This is a genomic window from [Eubacterium] eligens ATCC 27750 (assembly GCF_000146185.1).
GTDB classification, from domain to species: Bacteria; Bacillota; Clostridia; order Lachnospirales; family Lachnospiraceae; genus Lachnospira; species Lachnospira eligens.
Genome location: NC_012778.1, coordinates 1,354,113 through 1,374,110, shown reverse-complemented (window position 1 = coordinate 1,374,110; position 19,998 = coordinate 1,354,113). Strand labels below are relative to the sequence as shown.

Sequence of the window (19,998 nt, the reverse complement as noted above, 5' to 3'; positions counted from 1 at the left end):
GCGTGTGGCGCCGCCCCTTTTATGTAGCGTTTCGGGAAGCTGTAGGCGCGGATTGGACTTTAAAGTAGTGTGAGACACGGAGGAAGTCCAAAACCGGGAAGCTGTAGGCGCGGATTGGACTTTAAAGTAGTGTGAGACACGGAGGAAGTCCAAAACCGGGAAGCTGTAGGCGCGGATTGGACTTTAAAGTAGTGTGAGACACGGAGGAAGTCCAAAATCGGGAAGTTGTAGACGCGGATTGGACTTTAAAGCGGAGTGAGTCATGTAGGAAGTCCAAAACCGGGAAGCTGTAGGCGCGGATTGGACTTTAAAGTAGTGTGAGACACGGAGGAAGTCCAAAACCGGGAAGCCGTAGGCGTGGATTGGACTTTAAAGTAGTGTGAGACACGGAGGAAGTCCAAAATCGGGAAGTTGTAGACGCGGATTGGACTTTAAAGCGGAGTGAGTCATGTAGGAAGTCCAATCCAGTGAAGTATAAAGTACGGAAAGGAGTATAAGCATGGATTTACATGATTTTTATTATGATCTGCCAGAGGAGCTTATTGCACAGGATCCATTGTCGGACAGGTCAAGTTCAAGACTTATGGTGCTTGATAAGGAAACAGGAGAGATTGAACATAAGATATTCAGAGATATCGTAGATTATCTTAAGCCGGGTGATTGTCTTGTTGTTAATGACACTAAGGTAATTCCAGCGAGACTTATAGGTACTAAGGCTGATACAGGAGCTACTATTGAAGTGCTTCTTCTTAAAAGACTTGAAGACAGACAGGATACATGGGAAGTTCTTGTTAAGCCGGGAAAGAAGGCTAAGGTTGGAGCTAAGATAAGTTTTGGCGAAGGCAAGCTTATAGGAGAGATTATTGATATAGTTGAAGAAGGAAACAGACTTATCCAGTTCACATATGACGGAATATTTGAAGAGATTCTTGATGAACTTGGACAGATGCCACTTCCACCATATATAACACATAAGCTTGAGGATAAGAACAGATATCAGACTGTGTATGCAAAGCATGAGGGTTCTGCGGCGGCTCCTACTGCCGGTCTTCATTTTACAACAGAGCTACTTGAAAAAATCAAAGCTATGGGAGTTAACATTGCAAGAGTAACACTTCATGTGGGACTTGGAACATTCAGACCTGTCAAGGTAGAGAATATTCTTGACCATCATATGCATTCGGAGTTTTATGTTGTTACACAGGAAGCAGCAGACATGATTAATAATACAAGAAAGAATGGTGGAAGGGTAATTGCTGTCGGAACAACAAGTACGAGAACACTTGAATCTGTTGCGCTTGAAGATGGAACAATTCCAGCCAAGAGTGGATGGACAGAGATATTCATATATCCGGGATATAAGTTCAAGGCAATCGATTGTCTTATAACTAATTTCCATCTTCCAGAATCAACACTTGTTATGCTTGTGTCGGCGCTTGCTGGAAGAGAACATGTACTTCATGCATATGAAGTTGCGGTGCAGGAGAAATACAGATTCTTCAGCTTTGGAGATGCTATGTTTATTAAATAATAATATATATTTATAGAAAAGACTTGCACATAAAAATAAAAAATGATATATTAAATGAGTAAAATGACTCATGAACACAGACGAACCCCCTCGGTGCCGTTTACGCCGAGGGGGTTCTGTTCCAATCAGGGAGCGGTAACAAAAATATTTTAACACGATACAAAATATAAAGCAATAAAAGTATATATAAAATATATTTGAACTTCGCATAAGTTAATGTTATCATTAAGTAGATTAAATGAAGAAGGACAGGCAGAGCACCTGTTTATAACAGAGGGTAATCATGGGGATTGAAAAAAGAAGGTCAAAAAGAACAGATATTGATGTTACTATTTCATTAAGACAGCTTGATGATAAATATGTAACAGGATACTCAGGTGACACAGTTACTGTTAATGTTATTAATATATCTAAAGATGGAATTGCATTCAAGTCAGATTATGAATTCAGGCTTAACACATATTATGATACTGATATTAGATTATCTAATGGTGAATCATTTGAAGCGGTTATTGAAGTAATCAGAATGGAGAATCTTGGAGAAATAGAGACAACCTATGGATGCAGATTCGTTGGAATTAATTCTGAAGACCAGTTTAAGATAGAAGTTTATCAGATTGTGTACGAGAGTAATAACAACTAAATATTATGAGTAGCACAGATGATCGCGGCTGCATTCGTGCAGGTGAGGAAAGTCCGGGCTTCACAGGGCAGGATGCCGGATAACATCCGGTGGAGGCGACTCCAAGGCCAGTGCAACAGAAATATACCGCCATGGCGAAAGTTATGGTAAGGGTGGAAAGGCAGTGTAAGAGACTACCGCATTGCTGGTAACAGCAGTGGCACATGTAAACCCCATTCGAAGCAAGACCAAATAAAAGCGATATAAAGGCTGCCCGCCGAGCTTTAGGTAGGTTGCTTGAGCCTGCTGGCAACAGCAGGACTAGATAGATGATCATCACAGCTTATGCTGACATAACCCGGCTTATAGTGCTGCTCATTTTATTATAATAATTATTTCCGGCTATATGCCGGATTTTTTTATGCGTTGTAATCAGTATAAATGAAAAGTCTAATCCCTCAGCTATGCTGGGGAGAATGGAATAGTTGGAAACGGTGAGGAAGTACCCTGATGATATGGTTGGTTGAAATTATGGAAGTTAAGTAGCATGACATCGATGTGTGTCTGTTGCAGTTCTTTTTCTGTTGTCAATAATGTAATAATTGTTTTCAGAATGGGAAATTGCATGTATAATATCTATGCAATAAATGTTTTTGGTGAGGATATTAATGAAAAAGGTGAATAGTGTCCGCCGAATTGTTTTCACAATTCTTGCGGTTACATGGATGGTTGTTATATTTTCTTTCTCGGCAAGGCCGGGGGATGAATCGGAAGAACAGAGTATTAAAGCAGGAATGATGGTTTGTCATGTATTTGTTCCGGGGTTTGATGATTTAAGTGAGCAGCAGCAGATTCATATGGCTCAGGCTATTGATCATCCGGTAAGAAAGACTGCACATGCGACAGAGTATGCTATGCTTGCCGGACTGGTTCTGGGGGCTGTTACAGTCAGCATAATCAGATGGAAAAATGTATTGGTTTCAGTATGCATAGCCGTACTATATGCATCAACGGATGAGCTTCACCAGCTTTTTGTGCCGGGAAGAAGCGGACAGGTAAAGGATGTTTTAATTGATGGCTGTGGAGCAGTTATTGGAGCATTAATTATATGGGGAATATCATATCTGATTCATAAAAAGAAAAAATGATTATCAGTTGCAAATCTTTTCATAAGGACTATAATGGTTAAGAATTATTAGTAATTATGATGGGATGGAAGAAAAATGGAAAATGCCAACACTATGGATAATGCAAAAATGACTAATGGACCAATAACAAGGATTTTATTATCATTTGCAGGTCCGGTGCTTTTAGGTCAGTTACTGCAGCAGCTTTATAATATTGCTGATGCAGCTATTGTCGGACAGTTCTTAAGTTCTAAGGCACTTGCAGCGGTTGGTGCAACATCTTCTCTTACATATATAGTATGTTATTTCTGTATAGGTTCATGTATAGGAATAAGTGTTCCTGTGTCACAGGCATTTGGAGCAGGAAAGAATGATGATTTAAGAAAATATTTTGTTAATGGAGTCTACTTTGCGCTTGCAATCGCGGTTATTATGACAGCAGTTACAGCGTCTATGAGTGGACTCTTTTTAACGTGGTTAAAGACACCTGAAAATATATTTAAGGATGCACATGTGTATCTTGTTATTATATTCTTAGGACTTCCGTTGACGGTTCTGTATAACTTCTGTTTTGGGATTCTGATGGCATTTGGAGACAGCAAAAAGTCAACAATGTTTATGGCAGTATCAACTGTTATTAATATATTTCTTGATCTGTTTCTGGTTGTTGTTGTGAAATGGGGTGTTGCCGGAGCTGCAGTTGCTACTATATTTTCACAGGGAATTGCAGGCGTTCTTAGTGCTGTATACATCTTTAAGAAGTACAAACTGTTATTTCCAGTTAATGCAGATGAAAGAAAGTTCCATCCGTATTACATGAAGAACATTATTAAAATGTGCATGCCAATGGGACTGCAGTATTCTATTACTGCAATTGGCGCAATTATTCTGCAATTTTATGTAAATGCACTTGGAGAAGACGCCATTGCAGGATTTACATCCGGATATAAGATTAAGAATCTGATTCTGTGTCCGTTAAATGCGTTGGGAACAGCTCTTTCATCATTTATCGGACAGAATTTCGGAGCTAAGAGATTTGACCGTATCAGTGAAGGATTTAAGAGAACTTTGGAGATAGGTCTTATCTATTCTGTAATTACTATGGTTGTATGCTTTTTTACAGGTAAATATATGGCGCTTATATTCGTAGATGCAGCCGATACGGTTGTTGTCGGTTACACTGTGAAATTCATAAAATATATAAGTGTGTTTAATGCGGAGCTTGCACTTTTGTTTACTGCGAGATACTCTGTTCAGGGTATGGGATATGGCAAATATTCTATCCTCTCAGGACTTGCTGAGATGGCTGGTAGGGCGGCTGTTGCTGTGCTTCTGATACCGCATTTTGGCTTTGATGCAGTGTGCTGGAATGAGGGACTTACATTCCTTGCAGGAATTGCAGTTATTCTGCCAATTTATATTAAACTATTTTGCCATTTGCGTAAAAGTATGATATAATTTTTACAATTTTGGGATGAGGAAAGGTGGCGCTTATGTCTAAGATTATATTAACAGGTGACAGACCAACCGGAAGACTTCACTTAGGTCATTATGTTGGATCTTTAAAGCGAAGAGTTGAATTACAGAATTCAGGTGAATACGAGAAGATTTTTATTATGATTGCGGATGCACAGGCATTAACAGATAATGCTGATAATCCGGAGAAAGTAAGACAGAACATAATCGAGGTTGCACTCGATTATCTTTCAGTTGGTATTGATCCAGCTAAGTCTAATATATTTATCCAGTCACAGATTTCACAGCTTACAGAGCTTACATTTTATTATATGAACCTCGTTACAGTTTCAAGACTTCAGAGAAACCCTACAGTTAAATCTGAGATTCAGATGCGTAATTTTGAGGCTAGTATTCCGGTAGGATTTTTCTGTTATCCTATAAGCCAGGCTGCGGATATTACTGCATTTAAGGCTACTACAGTTCCTGTAGGAGAAGATCAGGAACCTATGATTGAGCAGTGCCGTGAGATTGTAAGAAAGTTTAACTCTGTATACGGAGAGGCTCTTGTTGAACCTGAGATTCTTCTTCCAGATAATAAGGCATGTTTAAGACTTCCTGGTACTGATGGTAAGGCTAAGATGAGCAAGTCATTAGGAAATTGTATTTACTTATCTGACACTCCAGAGGAAGTTAAGAAAAAGGTTATGAGTATGTACACAGACCCTAACCATATTCAGGTATCTGATCCTGGACAGGTTGAGGGTAACACAGTATTTACTTATCTTGATGCTTTCAGCAGTGATGAGGATTTTGCTGAATTCCTTCCTGATTATAAGAATCTTGATGAATTAAAGGATCATTACAGAAGAGGTGGTCTTGGAGACGTTAAGGTTAAGAAGTTCCTTCTTAATGTTATCAACAAGGAGCTTGAACCAATCAGAGCAAGAAGACATGAATATGAAAAGGATATTCCAGAAGTATATAATATCCTTAAGAGAGGTACAGAAGCGGCTTATGCTGTTGCACAGGACACTCTTGATGATGTCAAGGCTGCTATGAAGATTGATTATTTTAATGATGCAGAACTTATTAAGGTTCAGTCAGAAAAATACAGCAGAACAGAGTAATTATTTTAATTAAATATACACACGGAGGCTTTTCTATTATGAGACATTTACTTAGTCCGCTTGATTTAAGCGTTGATGAACTGGCAAGATTATTAGATCTTGCAAGAGACATTTCAAAGGATCCATCAAAGTATGGTCATGTATGTGATGGAAAGAAGATAGCCACATTGTTCTATGAGCCAAGTACTAGAACAAGATTAAGCTTCGAGGCTGCCATGATTAACCTTGGCGGTCAGGTATTAGGCTTTTCTGAGGCTTCTTCAAGTTCAGCGTCAAAGGGTGAAAGTGTTGCAGATACTATAAGAGTTATCTCTTGTTATGCAGATATATGTGCAATGCGTCATCCAAAGGAAGGTGCTCCAATGGTAGCTTCTGAATATTCGCACATTCCTATTATCAATGCAGGTGATGGAGGACATCAGCATCCTACACAGACACTTACAGATCTTATGACAATAAGGGAACTTCGTGGTTCGCTTGATAATTTTACAATAGGATTATGTGGTGACCTTAAGTTCGGAAGAACAGTTCACTCACTTATAAGCTCATTAGTAAGATATAAGAATGTAAAGTTTGTCCTTATATCACCTAAGGAGTTAAGAATTCCTGATTATATCAGGGATGATGTACTTAAGGCTAATAACTGTGATTTCGTAGAAGTTGAGAACCTTGAGCAGGCTATGCCAGAACTTGATATTCTCTATATGACAAGAGTACAGAGAGAAAGATTTTTCAGCGAAGATGAGTACTTAAGAATGAAGGACTTCTATATACTGGATGAAGATAAGATGGCACTTGGAAAGCCTGATATGTATGTTCTTCATCCGCTTCCAAGAGTTAATGAAATATCTGTTGATGTTGACAATGATGACAGAGCTGCTTATTTCAAGCAGGTTCAGTTTGGTGTATATGTAAGAATGGCACTTATACTTACTTTACTTGGACTTGATACAGTGGTTAATCCATCATTAGCTCATGTACTTGATTCACTGGATGCATAAGGAGGAAAATTTATGTTAAATGTAGGCGAACTTAATGAAGGCTTTGTTCTTGACCATATTGAAGCAGGAAAGGCCATGATGATATACAATTACTTAGGACTTGATAAGCTTGACTGTCAGGTTGCTATTATTAAGAATGCAAGAAGTGGTAAGATGGGAAAGAAAGACATTATTAAGATTGAAGGTGGTCTTGATCTTGTTGATCTTGATGTTTTAGGATTCGTTGACCATAACATTACTGTAAATATTATTAAGAATGGTGAAATAGTAGAGAAGAAGAGACTATCTCTTCCAAAGCAGGTTACTAATATTATCAAATGTAAGAATCCAAGATGTATCACATCTATCGAGCAGGGCTTAAATCAGGTGTTCGTACTTGCTGATGAGAAAAAGCAGGTTTATAGATGTAAGTACTGTGAAGAGAAATATTCATAAAAATTAATGGCTGTCGTTACTAAACGGCAGCCATTTTAATATATGTGTCAAAGACACATTTACTTAAGTTCTTTAATTATCATATTATTAGGTCTTGAAATCTTAAGCTCCGGACCATTCATTATTATGAGCCCTTTGTCGTATTTTACAGTAAATATCGTGATAGAATTCCCTTCATTATTCATTGACATTAAATGCTTGTCGTCAGGGAAGAGCCTTATGTACTTAGGATAATCACCACTGATAGGGAGAGAATTAAGGCTTGAGAGCTTTCCTGTTTTGGAATCAACCTTGTATATTGTAACTGTATTATCGCCGGCGTTAGAGCAGAGCAGATGCTTTCCTGTGCTGTCAAATGTTATGTTAGCAGCGGCACTGTTAGATTTATGGTCTCTTCTTACAGTGAATATATTCTGTACTAAATCAAAACGGTCTTTGTCTGAATTCTTATCATAAGAATATACATTAATATAATTCTTCATTTCGCAGACAACATAAGCAAACTTACCATCCTGACTGAATTCAATCTGTCTTGGTGCAGATTCCTGCTGTGAACGGATTATATCGTATAACTTTAATTTACCGGTTACATGATTGAATTCATAAAGTTTAATCTGGTCAATTCCAGGGTCACATACACATAAAAGTTCTTCATCAGGTGTGAATGTACTCCAGCTTATATGAGGACGGAAGTTTCTTTCTGCAACACTTCCGATTCCTTTATGAAATACTTCATCAGCTATAAATCCCACTGAACCATCAGCATTGATGTGCAAAACAGTAATCTTGCCGTCATGATATCCGGAAACAACAAGGAATCTGTTATCGCTTGTTACGCATATATGACAGCCACGCATTCCGTTAATGGATGCAACATTCATAAGCTCAAGGCTGCCGTCTTCTAATACAGCATAAGCTGAAACACCCTGGTCACATATAGCATATAAGAAATTCTTATCATGTGAAAATGTAATGAAAGAAGGGTTATCAATTGCCACCTCTTCACGTTCTGTTATTCTTCCTTTAGCTACATCACAGTCATATATATGGATACCATTACTGCTTTCGTGTGTATAGCTGCCTGCATAAGCTACATATTTCTTATCCATGATTATCCGCCTCCGTAAAACATATATATTATTATTTTATAGCATAAGTAAAGGATTTTCAATACTGGTCAGATACATTTTTGCTTAACCTTGTCAGGACAAATGCTTACAAGTATAATATCAGGTCCGATTGTGCGGATGCATTTGAAAGGAATTACATATTCAAAATCTCTTCCAAGCAGTCCGCATAATCTGGCGGGACCGGGGACAATGAGTGCCAGTATGCAGCCTGATGACGGGTCGAAATCAATATCAACCACAAAGCCTAATATGCAGCAGTCGGTATCATTTATTACAGTTTTTCCTTTAAGTTCACATAGACGCATTATAATACCTGGTTAAGTGCTTATATTATTATATTACGAATATCAGCAAAGGTGTCTTTTCATATCACGCAAGGCACATTTTTCAAGACGGCTTACCTGGGCCTGTGATATCCCAAGGCCTTTGGCAACTTCAGTCTGTGTGAGACAATCAAAGAAACGGAGTATTATTATCTGGCGTTCTCTTGGGGAAAGCCGGTTTATTGCTTCTTGCAGTGCAATATTTCTTACCCATCGGTCTTCAGTGTTTTTCTTGTCCTTTACCTGATCAATAACATACAGGGTGTCACCACCATCATTGAATACCGGTTCATATAATGATATTGAAGGTGTGACTGCTTCAAGGGCAATTACGATATCAGCTTTTGAAATGCCTATTTCTTCTGCTATTTCTGTAATTGATGGTTCTTTAAGATTTTTCTTCATAAGTGTTTCACGGGTAGTTATTGCTTTATAGGCTGTATCTTTTAAGGAACGGCTGACTCTTATAGTGCTGTTATCACGCAGGAAACGCTTTATCTCACCGATTATCATGGGAACAGCATATGTTGAAAACTGTACATTTAACGATATATCAAAATTGTCAATCGCTTTAATCATTCCTATACAGCCTATCTGAAACAGGTCATCAAGATTTTCACCACTCTGGCTGAAGCGTTGTACAATGCTTAATACAAGCCTTAAGTTTCCTTTTATAAATGTTTCTCTTGCCTGCGTATCTCCTGATTTTATCTTTACAAGCAGTTCTTTTGCCTGGGCGGGTTTAAGAAGAGGAAGGTCACTTGTATTGACTCCGCATATTTCGACTTTGTATCCAGCCATAATCCCTCCTTAAATAATAATTGGTTTTTCAATTTATCAACATTAAAAGGATTGACATTTTGGCTGGGCTTATTCATAATTAATTTATATATTTAATTTGGAGGTAGATAGCGTGAAGTGTCCATTTTGTGGTAAAGATAACACTAAGGTAATTGATTCAAGACCGACTGATGACAGCTCAATAAGAAGACGTCGTCAGTGTGACGAGTGTGGTAAGCGTTTTACCACATATGAAAAGATTGAATCTATGCCTCTTATTGTGATTAAGAAGGATAATAACAGAGAACCATATGACAGAGAGAAGATAACTGCGGGTATTGTCAGATCGTGCCATAAAAGGCCTGTATCTATCTCACAGATTAATAATATGGTTGATGAGATTGAGACACAGATATTTAATATTGGAGAGAAAGAAATCTCAACTAAAACTATTGGTGAGATTGTAATGAGCAAGCTTAAGGCAGTTGATGAGGTTGCCTATGTAAGATTTGCATCTGTTTACAGAGAATTTAAGGATGTTGATTCATTTATGGAAGAGATTAAGAAAATCCTTAAATAATATATATCAGTAATTAAGAAAGGCAGCATTTTTGTTATGTTTAAGAGGTTTTATCCTGATATATATATTGATTCAGCTTACGACATAGATTATGAAGGACTGTATAATAAGGGCTACAGAGGTATTATATTTGATATTGACAATACTCTTGTGGAACATGGTGCACCAGTTACGAAGAAGTGCAGTGATTTATTTGACAGTTTAAGAGCGATAGGGTTTGATACATGTATTATATCGAATAACAAAGAACCGCGTGTGAAGCCGCTTGCTGATGCATGTGGTTCAAGATATGTAAGTAAGGCAGCAAAACCATCGCCGGTCAATTATATTAAGGCAATGGATATTATGGGAACAGACAGGAATAACACATTCTTTGTTGGTGACCAGCTTTTTACAGATGTGTGGGGCGCTAATAGGGCAGGTATTATGTCTGTGCTTGTAAAGCCTATTGATAAGCATGAAGAAATTCAGATAATTCTTAAGAGAAGACTGGAATGGATTGTATTATTTTTCTATAAAAGAAGAAAGCATTAATTGCTTAAAGGAGCTTAGATTATGGACATCAAAGGAACAACAAGAGTATGCGGACTTATTGGTAATCCGGTAGGACATTCTGTGTCACCGGCAATTCATAATAATCTTGCACGGCTGACAGGAAAAGATATGGTTTATACTACATTTAAAGTGGAAAAAGGAGATGTGGAAGCTGCTGTAAGGGGCGCTTACAGTCTTAATATACTGGGACTTAATGTCACTGTTCCACACAAGTCAGAGGTTATTGATTCTCTTGTAGACATAGATCCGCTTGCAAAGGCTATAGGTGCTGTTAATACTCTTGTAAGAGCTGATGGTGGATTTAAAGGATATAACACTGATATTCTTGGCCTTGCAAGGGAACTTGAAGATGAAGGAATTGAACTGGCTGATTCTAAGGTTATTATTCTGGGAGCAGGAGGCGCAGCAAGAGCTATTACTTTTCTTTGTTCAAGTAAGGGAGCAAAGAAAATTTATCTGTTGAACAGATCTGTAGATAAGGCACAGGATATAGCGCATGCTGTGAATACACATTTTAACAATGAAAAAGTAATTCCTATGAATATTGCTGATTATGCGGATATTCCAGGAGATGATTATATTGTTATCCAGACAACAAGCGTTGGACTTCACCCGAATGATACTGCAGTTGTTATTGATGATGAATCATTTTATAAGAAGGCGGCAGTTGGTGTTGATATTATATATAATCCGGCTGAGACTATGTTTATGAAGCTTATCAAGGCACAGGGGAAAAAGGCTTATAATGGACTTAAGATGCTTCTGTATCAGGGAGTAAGTGCTTATGAACTCTGGAATGACTGTAAGATTTCTAAAAAAGAAGCGGATGAAGTATATAAGTGTCTTGAGAAGGAGCTTGGGATTAATGAATAGTAAGAATAATATTATCCTTATTGGTTTTATGGGAAGCGGTAAGACTACATTTGGCAGGTGGATATCGATGTCCCATTCAATGAAGTTCCTTGATACTGATGAGTACATAGAAAAAAAATACAATAAGCTTATTAAGGATATATTTAGAGAGTCAGGAGAAGAAGCCTTCAGGGATATGGAGACACAGGCAGTCAGAGAACTTGCTGATTCATGTGATAACTGTGTTATATCTGTTGGAGGAGGGCTGCCGGTAAGAGATATTAACCGCAGGCTTCTTAAAGAGCTTGGAGTAGTTGTATATCTTGAAGCTGAAGTTGATGAACTTGTAAAAAGACTGTCTAAGGATACAAGCAGACCACTTCTTGCGGGAGGTAACTTAAGAGAAAAGATTGAAAGTCTTATGACTGCAAGGGAGGAGCTTTATAAGGATGCCGCTGATGTTATAGTTAAGACTGATGGAAGAAGATTTGAAGACATGTATGCTGATATAGTTTCAGCTATTAATATAGGCATAATGGAGGATTGATATGAAGATACTTGTAATGAATGGACCTAACATTAATTTTCTTGGAATAAGAGAGAAAGGTATATATGGAGAGCAGAATTATGAAGCTCTTGTTTCAATGATTCAGAAGAAAGCAGAGGAGCTTGGAGCTGATGTTGAGGTGTTCCAGAGCAATCATGAAGGTGCTATAATTGATAAGATTCAGGAAGCATATTATAATGATGTTGATGGAATAGTTATTAATCCGGGAGCGTTTACTCATTACAGCTATGCAGTAAGAGATGCTCTTGCATCTGTGGCAGCAATTCCTAAGATTGAGGTTCATATATCTAATGTACATACAAGGGAGGAATTCAGACACACATCTGTGACCGTTCCTGTATGCAACGGACAGGTTGTTGGACTTGGACTTAAGGGATATTTATATGCCATGGAAGCAGTTGTTGACCTTGCTATGAAAAAGTAGTTGCCAAATGTTTATATTTATTATACAATATTAGAAGTCATTTGATTATTTAGGAGGTATACCAAAGAATGGTAGATGCAGGTAGTTTTAAGAACGGTATTACAATTCAGTATGAGAACGGAATTTGGCAGGTAATCGAATTCCAGCATGTTAAGCCTGGTAAGGGATCACCTTTCGTTAGAGCTAAGTTAAAGAATATTATTTCTGGTGGTGTTATAGAGAATTCTTTCAGACCAACTGAGAAGTTTGATCTTGCACACATCGACAGATCAGAATATCAGTATTTATATGCTGATGGAGATCTTTACAACTTTATGAATACAGAGACATATGACCAGATTGCATTAAGTGCTGATCAGGTTGGTGATTCTCTTAAGTTCGTTAAAGAGAATGAGATGGTTAAGCTCTGTTCACATGAAGGCAATGTATTTGCTATCGAGCCACCTATTTCAGTTGAGCTTGAAGTAACAGAGACAGAGCCAGGTATCAAGGGTAACACAGCAACAGGTGCTACTAAGCCAGCTATCGTTGAGACAGGAGCTAAGATTATGGTTCCATTATTCGTTAACCAGGGCGATAAGATTAAGATTGATACTCGTACAGGTGAGTACACATCAAGAGCATAATCAATATGTATTATTAAAGGGCTGTCATGCATATGCATGACAGCCCTTTTTGCGCGAGTAGCGATGAGAATAGCTGCAGAATTTATAATCATGCTTGCATGAATTATAAATTGGGCGGATATTCGAGGAGCACCGCGACAATGCCAGACTTTAGTCTGGCATATGCGCTACTCGCGCGAGTAGCGATGAGAATAGTTCTAGACTTATCCCCTTGCCTGGAATGTTGTACAGACAGTATCATTTTCAGTAACAGCCTTAATGCCTGATATATCTACATGGTCTGCATCACATTTTTTATTCGTATTATATATGCAGTTAGTTGCCTGACAAGAGATTGTCAGCGAATCTTTAGGAATATGGCACATATTAGTTGATCCATGCTTCTGATGTTCATAATCACTGCAGCATGTTTCATCACATTGACATGCCAAGCTTCCTTCTACACAGATTGAATTAAGACAGCACTGGTTGTCACAGTTATGCATGCACGAAGCAGCATTACAGTTAAGATTTCCCATAGCATTTCTCCTTTCAAAAAACAAATATGACCGCTATTGTTTGTGAAACATAGCGGCCATATTATTGTACCCTTTATATTATTCTTTATTCAGAGTGTTATTTAATGAAAGAAAATGTAAAACGCTTCGTTCTGACATTGAAATATCTGAAAGAAACCTTAGCAATAATCTTATCTTTTGATACAAATGTGTTGGTCCAATATCTGGAATCCTTGGAATTATTTCTGTTATCTCCGAGCATAAAATATGAATCAGCAGGTACAACATAGGTTAGCTCATCACCATCATTATACATAGGTTCTCTTAAATAATCTTCTTCAAGAATATCACCATTCACATATACATGCCCATTGGTAATCTGTATTACATCACCAGGGACTCCTATTACCCGTTTAACGAAATTCTGAGATTCGTCATCAGGATATTTGAATATTACAATATCTCCGCGCTTAGGCTCACTGAAAAGGTAGGCGAGTCTGAAACCTATAAGTCTGTCACCTGTGAGAATAGTATTCTCCATAGAACCAGAAGGTACCTGGGCATTAACAATGATAAATCTTGTAAATAGAAATGCCATGATAATAGCCAATGTCAGGATTTTTAAGAAACTAAAGATTTCAGAACCAACACTGGTTTTAGCAGCCTGCTTCTGGGAATCCTTAGTGTCATTATAGTATTCTTCATTGTAGCGCGGAATATCTGTTTCGTATGAAGCATTATCATCATAATCTGAAAAATAATCATTGTCATGATGCTCATAAGTATCATCAAGAAATTCTATGCCATCATCAAAATCGTATTTTGATGTTTTATCATCGTCGAATTCATTATTTTTATAATCTGTCATATTAAATAGTCCTTATCTTTATATAAGACAATGATAGTTTAAAAGGCGTTATTTTGCAAGCAATTCCATGATTTTATTACTTCTTGCAATGAATCCTGTCATCTGCTCTGGTGAAAGAGGCGCATGACTGAGCATTGCAAGGTCATAGAGCTGTTCACATATAATCTTAGTATTTTCACCGTCTGCATGTTCTGCAACATATTTGACAAGGTCATTGTTAGCATTAAGTACAAGAGTCTGACCCTCAGCACCAAACATATTAGGGTCCATACCTGCCATACCGTACATTTTCATCATATCCTGCATACGTCTGCTTTCTTCTGAAAGAGTAATCATTGAAGATATAGATGAATCATTTAATTTCTCGACATTAACAGTTAAATTTTCTTTGCCAAGAGCATCCTTGAAAGTCTTAGAGAGCTTTTCAGTCATGTCCTTCAACTCGTCTTTAGAAGTCTCTTCCTTAAAGCTGTCTGAAAGATCTGCATCGATACGCTTGAACTTGAGATTTTCATTCTTGGATTCCATGTTAGTTATGAATGGCTGGTCAATGTTATGAGTAAGAATTACAGCATCAATTCCTTCGTTCTTAAACATGTTGATATACTGACTCTGTTCAACTTCATCTGTTACATAGAATACAGTGTTTTCGTGTTTTTCTTTATTCTCTTCGAGACATTCCTTAAGAGTCAAATATTTGCCATCAAGGTTCTTGAATATGATGTAATCATTCATCTTCTCTGCAAATTTCTCATCCTTTAAGCAGCCGAATTTAATAAATGGATTGATGTCATCCCAGTATTTCTCATAGTTCTCTTTATCTGTTTTACACATTCCTGAAAGCTTGTCGGCAACCTTTTTAGTAATGTAATCAGATATCTTCTTAACAAATCCATCATTCTGAAGTGCTGAACGTGATACATTAAGTGGAAGGTCTGGGCAGTCAATAACACCTTTAAGAAGAAGTAAAAATTCTGGAATAACTTCTTTGATGTTATCTGCTACGAATACCTGATTGTTATAAAGCTTTATAGTACCTTCAATAGATTCATACTCTGTATTAATCTTAGGGAAGTAGAGAATACCCTTAAGATTGAAAGGATAATCCATATTAAGGTGAATCCAGAATAATGGTTCTTTATAATCGTGGAATACCTTGCGGTAGAATTCCTTGTAATCTTCATCTGAACATTCATTAGGATGCTTTGTCCAGAGTGGATGGATATCGTTGATTGCAACAGGTCTTTTTACAATCTTAGCCATCTTTTTGGCTGGAACTTTCTCAACAGTTTCCTTAGTCCCATCTTCTTTCTCAACTTCTTCTGTAACAGCGTCCTTTATAAATGTATCAAGAACTGTATCTTTTTCTGTAACTTCTTCTTCAGGAATTTCCTCAGTCTGTTCACCCGCATCTTCGTTAGTTACAAAGATTGGAACCGGCATGAAAGAGCAGTACTTATCAAGAACTTCTTTAGCCTTATATTCGTTGGCAAATTCATAGCTGTCCTCATTGAGGTAAAGAGTAATCTCAGTGCCAGGAGTTGTTTTGGTTCCCTCACTTATATCATATTCAGTTCCTCCGTCACATGACCAGTGAACTGATTCTGCTCCGTCCTTAAATGAAAGAGTATCAATAGTAACCTGGTCAGCAACCATAAATGCTGAGTAGAAACCTAAACCAAAATGTCCGATAATCTGGTCATCGTTAGCCTTATCCTTATACTTCTCAAGGAATGCTTCAGCACCTGAAAAAGCAATCTGGTTGATATACTCATCAACCTCTTCCTTAGTCATACCGATACCGTTATCAATGATTTTAATGGTCTTATCTTTTGCAGAAAGCTTAATTTCAACCTTATATTCAATATCATCAGGAGCTTCATACTCCCCAATCATTGAAAGCTTCTTGAGCTTAGTGATAGCATCACATGCATTAGAAACTAACTCTCTATAGAAGATATCATGGTCAGAATACATCCATTTCTTGATGATAGGGAAAATATTCTGGCTGTTAATAGATAAATTACCATGTTCTTTTGACATAATATTTCACTCTCCAATCTGTATAGTATTAAACTAAATGTTAATTTAATACACAATAAAACATAAGTCAAGCAAAAATTAGCACTCCTTAAATAAGAGTGCTAACAAAAAACCGCCTGTGCGTGTAAACAGGCGGTTTTGCAGCATTTATTAAATAATTCTAAATTATTCTTCATAGGAAATATCAGCATCAGTTAAGAATTTGACAATATATTTTTCAAATGCTTCATCAAGGGAGTGGTCAAGTGTAAATGTGTTTAGTGAGGATGCTGTCGTCATTGTCACACTTCCGTCCTGATATCGTATATTAAGGAACAGACCGTTCACACAATCAGGGTCAAAATTCAAATCATTCTCCAATATAAGTCTGGCAGCAACAGTTTCTGGAAGAACAAATGTGATTCTTAGTAGTTCAGGCACTTTTTTACCTTTTATAATACTGAACACAAATGGCTTGATAGTTTTCCATGAGGAGTATCTGGATGAAGACATGGTATTTAATTCATCCTCATTATAAAACTGCGTATTGAGCTTACCATCTATGGTAAAGCTGCATCCTGTGCATATATATGCTTCTGAAAGGCACATGTTATCAAATGTGTTGTTGATAAGAAGCTTATTCATAAATTGCTTTAAATCTTTAATAGTAAGAGAAAGCATAAATCCTCCTTGTCTGCCTCCTTGTTTTGCTTATAGTATCTTAATTATAATATATAATCAGTCTTTTAGAAACAGCTTTTGAATTATATTTATAAGTGCAAAAAGAAGCGTTGATATAATGCAGAGAATAACAATTCCAAGTACAACATAGCTCATCTTAAATACCTGGCTGCCATATATTATAAGATAGCCAAGCCCTTTTTTAGCAGCTAAGAATTCTCCTATGATTACGCCTACAAGGCACAAACCAATATTTACTTTCATGTTACTTATAATAATTTTTTTAGAACCGGGAAGAATAAGCTTGCATAAGATATGCCATTTTTTGCCGCCAAGGGTGCGTATAAGAGTTATTTTTTCCTTGTCGATTTCTAAGAATCCTGTGTAAAGATTAATAATCATACCAAATATTGCGACAGACACGGCTGTTATAATTATCGCTTTTGTATTAGTTCCGAGCCACACAATAAGCATTGGAGCCAGTGCTGATTTAGGGAGGCTGTTAAGAACAACCATGAAAGGTTCAAGACAATCTGAAAGACCTTTAAAACACCATAGAAGAATTGCAAATATTATTCCCACAATGGTAATAATTGCAAATGCAACAAGTGTTTCATAAAGTGTTACCCATATATGCATGAATATCACACCATCTCTGGAAAGATCTATAAATGTCTGGTATAGTCTTACGGGTGAACTGAATATAAATGCATTGATAATACCTTTGTCAGCAGTAAATTCCCATATGCCAATGAACCCTAAAAACAGTATAAGGCGGGAGAGAACCACTGATATGGAATATATACGCTGCTTAATTATAAATCTTCGCTGTAATGGGCTCACATTCATTTTAACACCTCCCTTATTTCATCAAAATATTTCTGATTTGAAAGAGTATCTCTTGCTTCAATATCAACTGTTTTTAAAAGCTTTGCAGGTCTGTTAGTCAGAATAAGAACACGGTCAGTCATAGCTATGGCTTCAGAGATATCATGAGTGACAAGAATTACCGTTTTTTTCTCTTTTCTTAATATACTGCAGATATCTTCTCTTACTTCAAGTCGTGTCTGATAATCGAGGGCAGAAAAAGGTTCGTCTAAAAGCAAAATATCCGGTTTCAGAGCAAGTGTGCGTATAAGTGCTGCACGCTGTCTCATGCCTCCGGATAGCTGGGATGGCCTTGCTGATTTGAATCCTGCAAGGTCGTATTGCTCTAAGAGATGATTAACATAGGCAATGTTTTCAGGAGTTTTTTTGTTATTTATTTCAAGACCTAACATAACATTTTTATATATACTGCGCCATTCAAACAGATTATCTTTCTGTAGCATATATCCCATCCGGGAGTCATGATTATTCTCTGGCGGTCTTATATATATTGTTCCTGCTTCAGGCTTTATAAGATCGCATAGCAGAGAGAGCAATGTGGATTTGCCACAACCGGATGGACCGACAATTGATGTGAAACTACCGGGTTTTATTTCAAAAGAAAGGTCATTGATTACAGGTGTTTCTCCATTTTTATCATGATAAGAATAATATATGTGGTCTAAAGATAGTATTGCTTCCAATAGATTACTCCCATATTATGGTTATTATAATTTATGAAAAATATCAGAAAAAGTGATAATCAAGATTGAATAAAACAGGTATTAAGAATATAATAAAACTATTAAAGTCAAATGAGGGGAGCTTTATGAACTATTTAGAGGAAATTATTGCTAATATAAGTGGGAACAGAGTGCATATACAGACGCATAATTTTCCTGATCCTGATGCGATTGCATGTGCGTATGGATTATCTGAATTACTAAAAGCAAAAGGGGTAGAAGCAGAGATATGTTATAAGGGGAACATTGAACGGACAGTAACAGCTAAAATGGTTGGACTTCTTAACATTAAAGTGAAAGAATACACGAATCCGGATGAATTTAATGAAGGGGATGAGATTATTCTCGTTGATGCACAGAAAGGCAATTCTAATATTGTAGACATGAATGGACAGGAAATTATATGCATAGACCATCATCCTATATATGATCCGGTAGATTACAGATTTTCTGATATAAGACCTGATGTGGGAGCATGTGCATCTATTATTGCAACTTATTATTTTGACAATAATATAGATATGCCTGAAAATGTTGCAACAGCACTTCTTTATGGTGTTAAAATGGATACTGCAGATATGAAAAGAGGCGTCACACAATTGGATCTGGATATGTTCTATAAGATGTATATGATGGCTGACAGAGATATTCTTTCAGAACTTGACAGCAGTGTATTGCATTATGATGATATCAAGGCATATAAGGATGCATTCAGCACGATAGACATAAGGGAGGATGTATGTTTTGCATGTGCAGGATATGAATGCAAGGAAGCACTTATTGCGGCTATATGTGATTTTACACTGACACTGGATGGGGTTAATCTTTCGATAGTCTATTCACCGAAGCAGGATGGAATAAAGATCTCTATAAGAAGCAGTGGAAAATATCTGTCAGGAGTAATTACCATGAATGCACTTAAAGGAATTGGAACTGGCGGAGGGCATGATAATATGGCTGGAGGTTATGTTTCATACTGGAGACCAGATGGTGAGAAAATAAGTGAGGCTGAGGTTTTGAAAATTGAGCAGGAGATTAAGACAAGATTCTTGAAGGAAGCAGGTATTGAATAATAAATATATTAATTGCCGGTAAGTGTACTACCGCTCGTCAGATGTCAGATTTTAAGTCGGATTTTTATGAGCGGCATGTAATTCTTACCGGCAGTTTTTGTTTTGTAT

General features: G+C 37.1%; 23 protein-coding genes and 1 other RNA gene. 15 read left to right on the top strand and 9 right to left on the bottom strand.

The window, feature by feature from the left end; all coding sequences use genetic code 11:
- Positions 1 to 499 precede the first annotated feature (499 nt).
- From queA to EUBELI_RS06470, 8 genes are all read left to right on the top strand, one after another.
- Positions 500 to 1,531, top strand: a complete 1,032-nt coding sequence (gene queA, locus EUBELI_RS06500; protein ID WP_012739571.1) for a tRNA preQ1(34) S-adenosylmethionine ribosyltransferase-isomerase QueA — start codon at positions 500 to 502, stop codon at positions 1,529 to 1,531.
- A gap of 283 nt (positions 1,532 to 1,814) precedes the next feature.
- The gene (locus tag EUBELI_RS06495; protein ID WP_012739570.1) at positions 1,815 to 2,174 is read left to right on the top strand and encodes a PilZ domain-containing protein; all 360 of its coding nucleotides are present in this window, start codon (positions 1,815 to 1,817) and stop codon (positions 2,172 to 2,174) included.
- A 6-nt stretch (positions 2,175 to 2,180) separates the two neighbouring features.
- Positions 2,181 to 2,535: RNase P RNA component class A (rnpB, locus tag EUBELI_RS13745), an RNA gene on the top strand.
- A gap of 286 nt (positions 2,536 to 2,821) precedes the next feature.
- Positions 2,822 to 3,301: a VanZ family protein gene (locus EUBELI_RS06490; RefSeq protein ID WP_041688153.1), complete on the top strand. Its 480-nt coding sequence runs from the start codon at positions 2,822 to 2,824 to the stop codon at positions 3,299 to 3,301.
- A gap of 75 nt (positions 3,302 to 3,376) precedes the next feature.
- A complete protein-coding gene (locus EUBELI_RS06485) occupies positions 3,377 to 4,738 on the top strand; it encodes an MATE family efflux transporter (protein ID WP_012739567.1) in 1,362 nt (453 codons plus the stop codon).
- A 35-nt stretch (positions 4,739 to 4,773) separates the two neighbouring features.
- A complete protein-coding gene (gene trpS / locus EUBELI_RS06480) occupies positions 4,774 to 5,865 on the top strand; it encodes a tryptophan--tRNA ligase (RefSeq protein WP_012739566.1) in 1,092 nt (363 codons plus the stop codon).
- Between the two features lie 38 nt (positions 5,866 to 5,903).
- Positions 5,904 to 6,866 (top strand): aspartate carbamoyltransferase, encoded by a 963-nt coding sequence (gene pyrB, locus EUBELI_RS06475; RefSeq protein ID WP_012739565.1) that lies wholly within the window; start codon positions 5,904 to 5,906, stop codon positions 6,864 to 6,866.
- 12 nt (positions 6,867 to 6,878) lie between these two features.
- Positions 6,879 to 7,301 (top strand): aspartate carbamoyltransferase regulatory subunit, encoded by a 423-nt coding sequence (locus EUBELI_RS06470; protein WP_012739564.1) that lies wholly within the window; start codon positions 6,879 to 6,881, stop codon positions 7,299 to 7,301.
- Positions 7,302 to 7,360: 59 nt separating this feature from the next.
- Here EUBELI_RS06470 and EUBELI_RS06465 read toward each other — a convergent pair whose 3' ends face one another.
- The 3 genes from EUBELI_RS06465 to sigG all read right to left on the bottom strand — a co-directional run bounded on the left by EUBELI_RS06465 (position 7,361) and on the right by sigG (position 9,555).
- Positions 7,361 to 8,410 (bottom strand): lactonase family protein, encoded by a 1,050-nt coding sequence (locus EUBELI_RS06465; RefSeq protein ID WP_012739563.1) that lies wholly within the window; start codon positions 8,408 to 8,410, stop codon positions 7,361 to 7,363.
- Between the two features lie 68 nt (positions 8,411 to 8,478).
- On the bottom strand, positions 8,479 to 8,736 hold the full coding sequence (locus tag EUBELI_RS06460) for a PRC-barrel domain-containing protein (RefSeq protein ID WP_041688151.1): 258 nt from the start codon (positions 8,734 to 8,736) through the stop codon (positions 8,479 to 8,481).
- Between the two features lie 42 nt (positions 8,737 to 8,778).
- Positions 8,779 to 9,555 (bottom strand): RNA polymerase sporulation sigma factor SigG, encoded by a 777-nt coding sequence (gene sigG, locus EUBELI_RS06455; protein WP_012739561.1) that lies wholly within the window; start codon positions 9,553 to 9,555, stop codon positions 8,779 to 8,781.
- A 112-nt stretch (positions 9,556 to 9,667) separates the two neighbouring features.
- Here sigG and nrdR point away from each other — a divergent pair, with 112 nt between their 5' ends.
- The 6 genes from nrdR to efp all read left to right on the top strand — a co-directional run bounded on the left by nrdR (position 9,668) and on the right by efp (position 13,139).
- Complete coding sequence (gene nrdR, locus EUBELI_RS06450) at positions 9,668 to 10,114, top strand: transcriptional regulator NrdR (protein WP_022097251.1); 447 nt, start codon at positions 9,668 to 9,670, stop codon at positions 10,112 to 10,114.
- A 36-nt stretch (positions 10,115 to 10,150) separates the two neighbouring features.
- The gene (locus tag EUBELI_RS06445) at positions 10,151 to 10,648 is read left to right on the top strand and encodes a YqeG family HAD IIIA-type phosphatase (protein ID WP_012739559.1); all 498 of its coding nucleotides are present in this window, start codon (positions 10,151 to 10,153) and stop codon (positions 10,646 to 10,648) included.
- A gap of 21 nt (positions 10,649 to 10,669) precedes the next feature.
- Positions 10,670 to 11,542 carry a shikimate dehydrogenase gene (gene aroE / locus EUBELI_RS06440; protein WP_012739558.1) on the top strand — a complete coding sequence of 291 codons (873 nt, stop codon included), beginning with the start codon at positions 10,670 to 10,672 and terminating at the stop codon, positions 11,540 to 11,542.
- Positions 11,535 to 12,068, top strand: a complete 534-nt coding sequence (locus tag EUBELI_RS06435; RefSeq protein ID WP_012739557.1) for a shikimate kinase — start codon at positions 11,535 to 11,537, stop codon at positions 12,066 to 12,068. Before aroE ends, EUBELI_RS06435 begins: the two co-directional genes overlap by 8 nt.
- Before the next feature lies 1 nt (position 12,069).
- A complete protein-coding gene (aroQ, locus tag EUBELI_RS06430) occupies positions 12,070 to 12,513 on the top strand; it encodes a type II 3-dehydroquinate dehydratase (RefSeq protein WP_012739556.1) in 444 nt (147 codons plus the stop codon).
- Positions 12,514 to 12,581: 68 nt separating this feature from the next.
- Positions 12,582 to 13,139: an elongation factor P gene (gene efp / locus EUBELI_RS06425; RefSeq protein ID WP_012739555.1), complete on the top strand. Its 558-nt coding sequence runs from the start codon at positions 12,582 to 12,584 to the stop codon at positions 13,137 to 13,139.
- A gap of 203 nt (positions 13,140 to 13,342) precedes the next feature.
- Here the strand turns inward: efp and EUBELI_RS06420 are convergent, their stop codons facing one another.
- The 6 genes from EUBELI_RS06420 to EUBELI_RS06395 all read right to left on the bottom strand — a co-directional run bounded on the left by EUBELI_RS06420 (position 13,343) and on the right by EUBELI_RS06395 (position 18,778).
- The gene (locus tag EUBELI_RS06420; protein ID WP_012739554.1) at positions 13,343 to 13,657 is read right to left on the bottom strand and encodes a DUF1540 domain-containing protein; all 315 of its coding nucleotides are present in this window, start codon (positions 13,655 to 13,657) and stop codon (positions 13,343 to 13,345) included.
- Between the two features lie 97 nt (positions 13,658 to 13,754).
- Positions 13,755 to 14,504: a signal peptidase I gene (gene lepB, locus EUBELI_RS06415; RefSeq protein ID WP_012739553.1), complete on the bottom strand. Its 750-nt coding sequence runs from the start codon at positions 14,502 to 14,504 to the stop codon at positions 13,755 to 13,757.
- 48 nt (positions 14,505 to 14,552) lie between these two features.
- Entirely contained in the window at positions 14,553 to 16,547 is a 1,995-nt protein-coding gene (htpG, locus tag EUBELI_RS06410) for a molecular chaperone HtpG (protein ID WP_012739552.1), read from the bottom strand.
- 165 nt (positions 16,548 to 16,712) lie between these two features.
- Positions 16,713 to 17,207, bottom strand: coding sequence for a DUF5721 family protein (locus EUBELI_RS06405; protein WP_012739551.1), 495 nt, complete (start codon positions 17,205 to 17,207; stop codon positions 16,713 to 16,715).
- Positions 17,208 to 17,264: 57 nt separating this feature from the next.
- Positions 17,265 to 18,056 carry an ABC transporter permease gene (locus EUBELI_RS06400; RefSeq protein WP_012739550.1) on the bottom strand — a complete coding sequence of 264 codons (792 nt, stop codon included), beginning with the start codon at positions 18,054 to 18,056 and terminating at the stop codon, positions 17,265 to 17,267.
- On the bottom strand, positions 18,053 to 18,778 hold the full coding sequence (locus EUBELI_RS06395; protein WP_012739549.1) for an ABC transporter ATP-binding protein: 726 nt from the start codon (positions 18,776 to 18,778) through the stop codon (positions 18,053 to 18,055). The genes EUBELI_RS06400 and EUBELI_RS06395 overlap by 4 nt, the downstream gene beginning before the upstream one ends.
- 125 nt (positions 18,779 to 18,903) lie before the next feature.
- On the opposite strand from EUBELI_RS06395, the gene EUBELI_RS06390 reads away from it, so the two are divergent.
- Positions 18,904 to 19,890 carry a DHH family phosphoesterase gene (locus EUBELI_RS06390; RefSeq protein ID WP_041688149.1) on the top strand — a complete coding sequence of 329 codons (987 nt, stop codon included), beginning with the start codon at positions 18,904 to 18,906 and terminating at the stop codon, positions 19,888 to 19,890.
- Positions 19,891 to 19,998 lie beyond the last annotated feature (108 nt).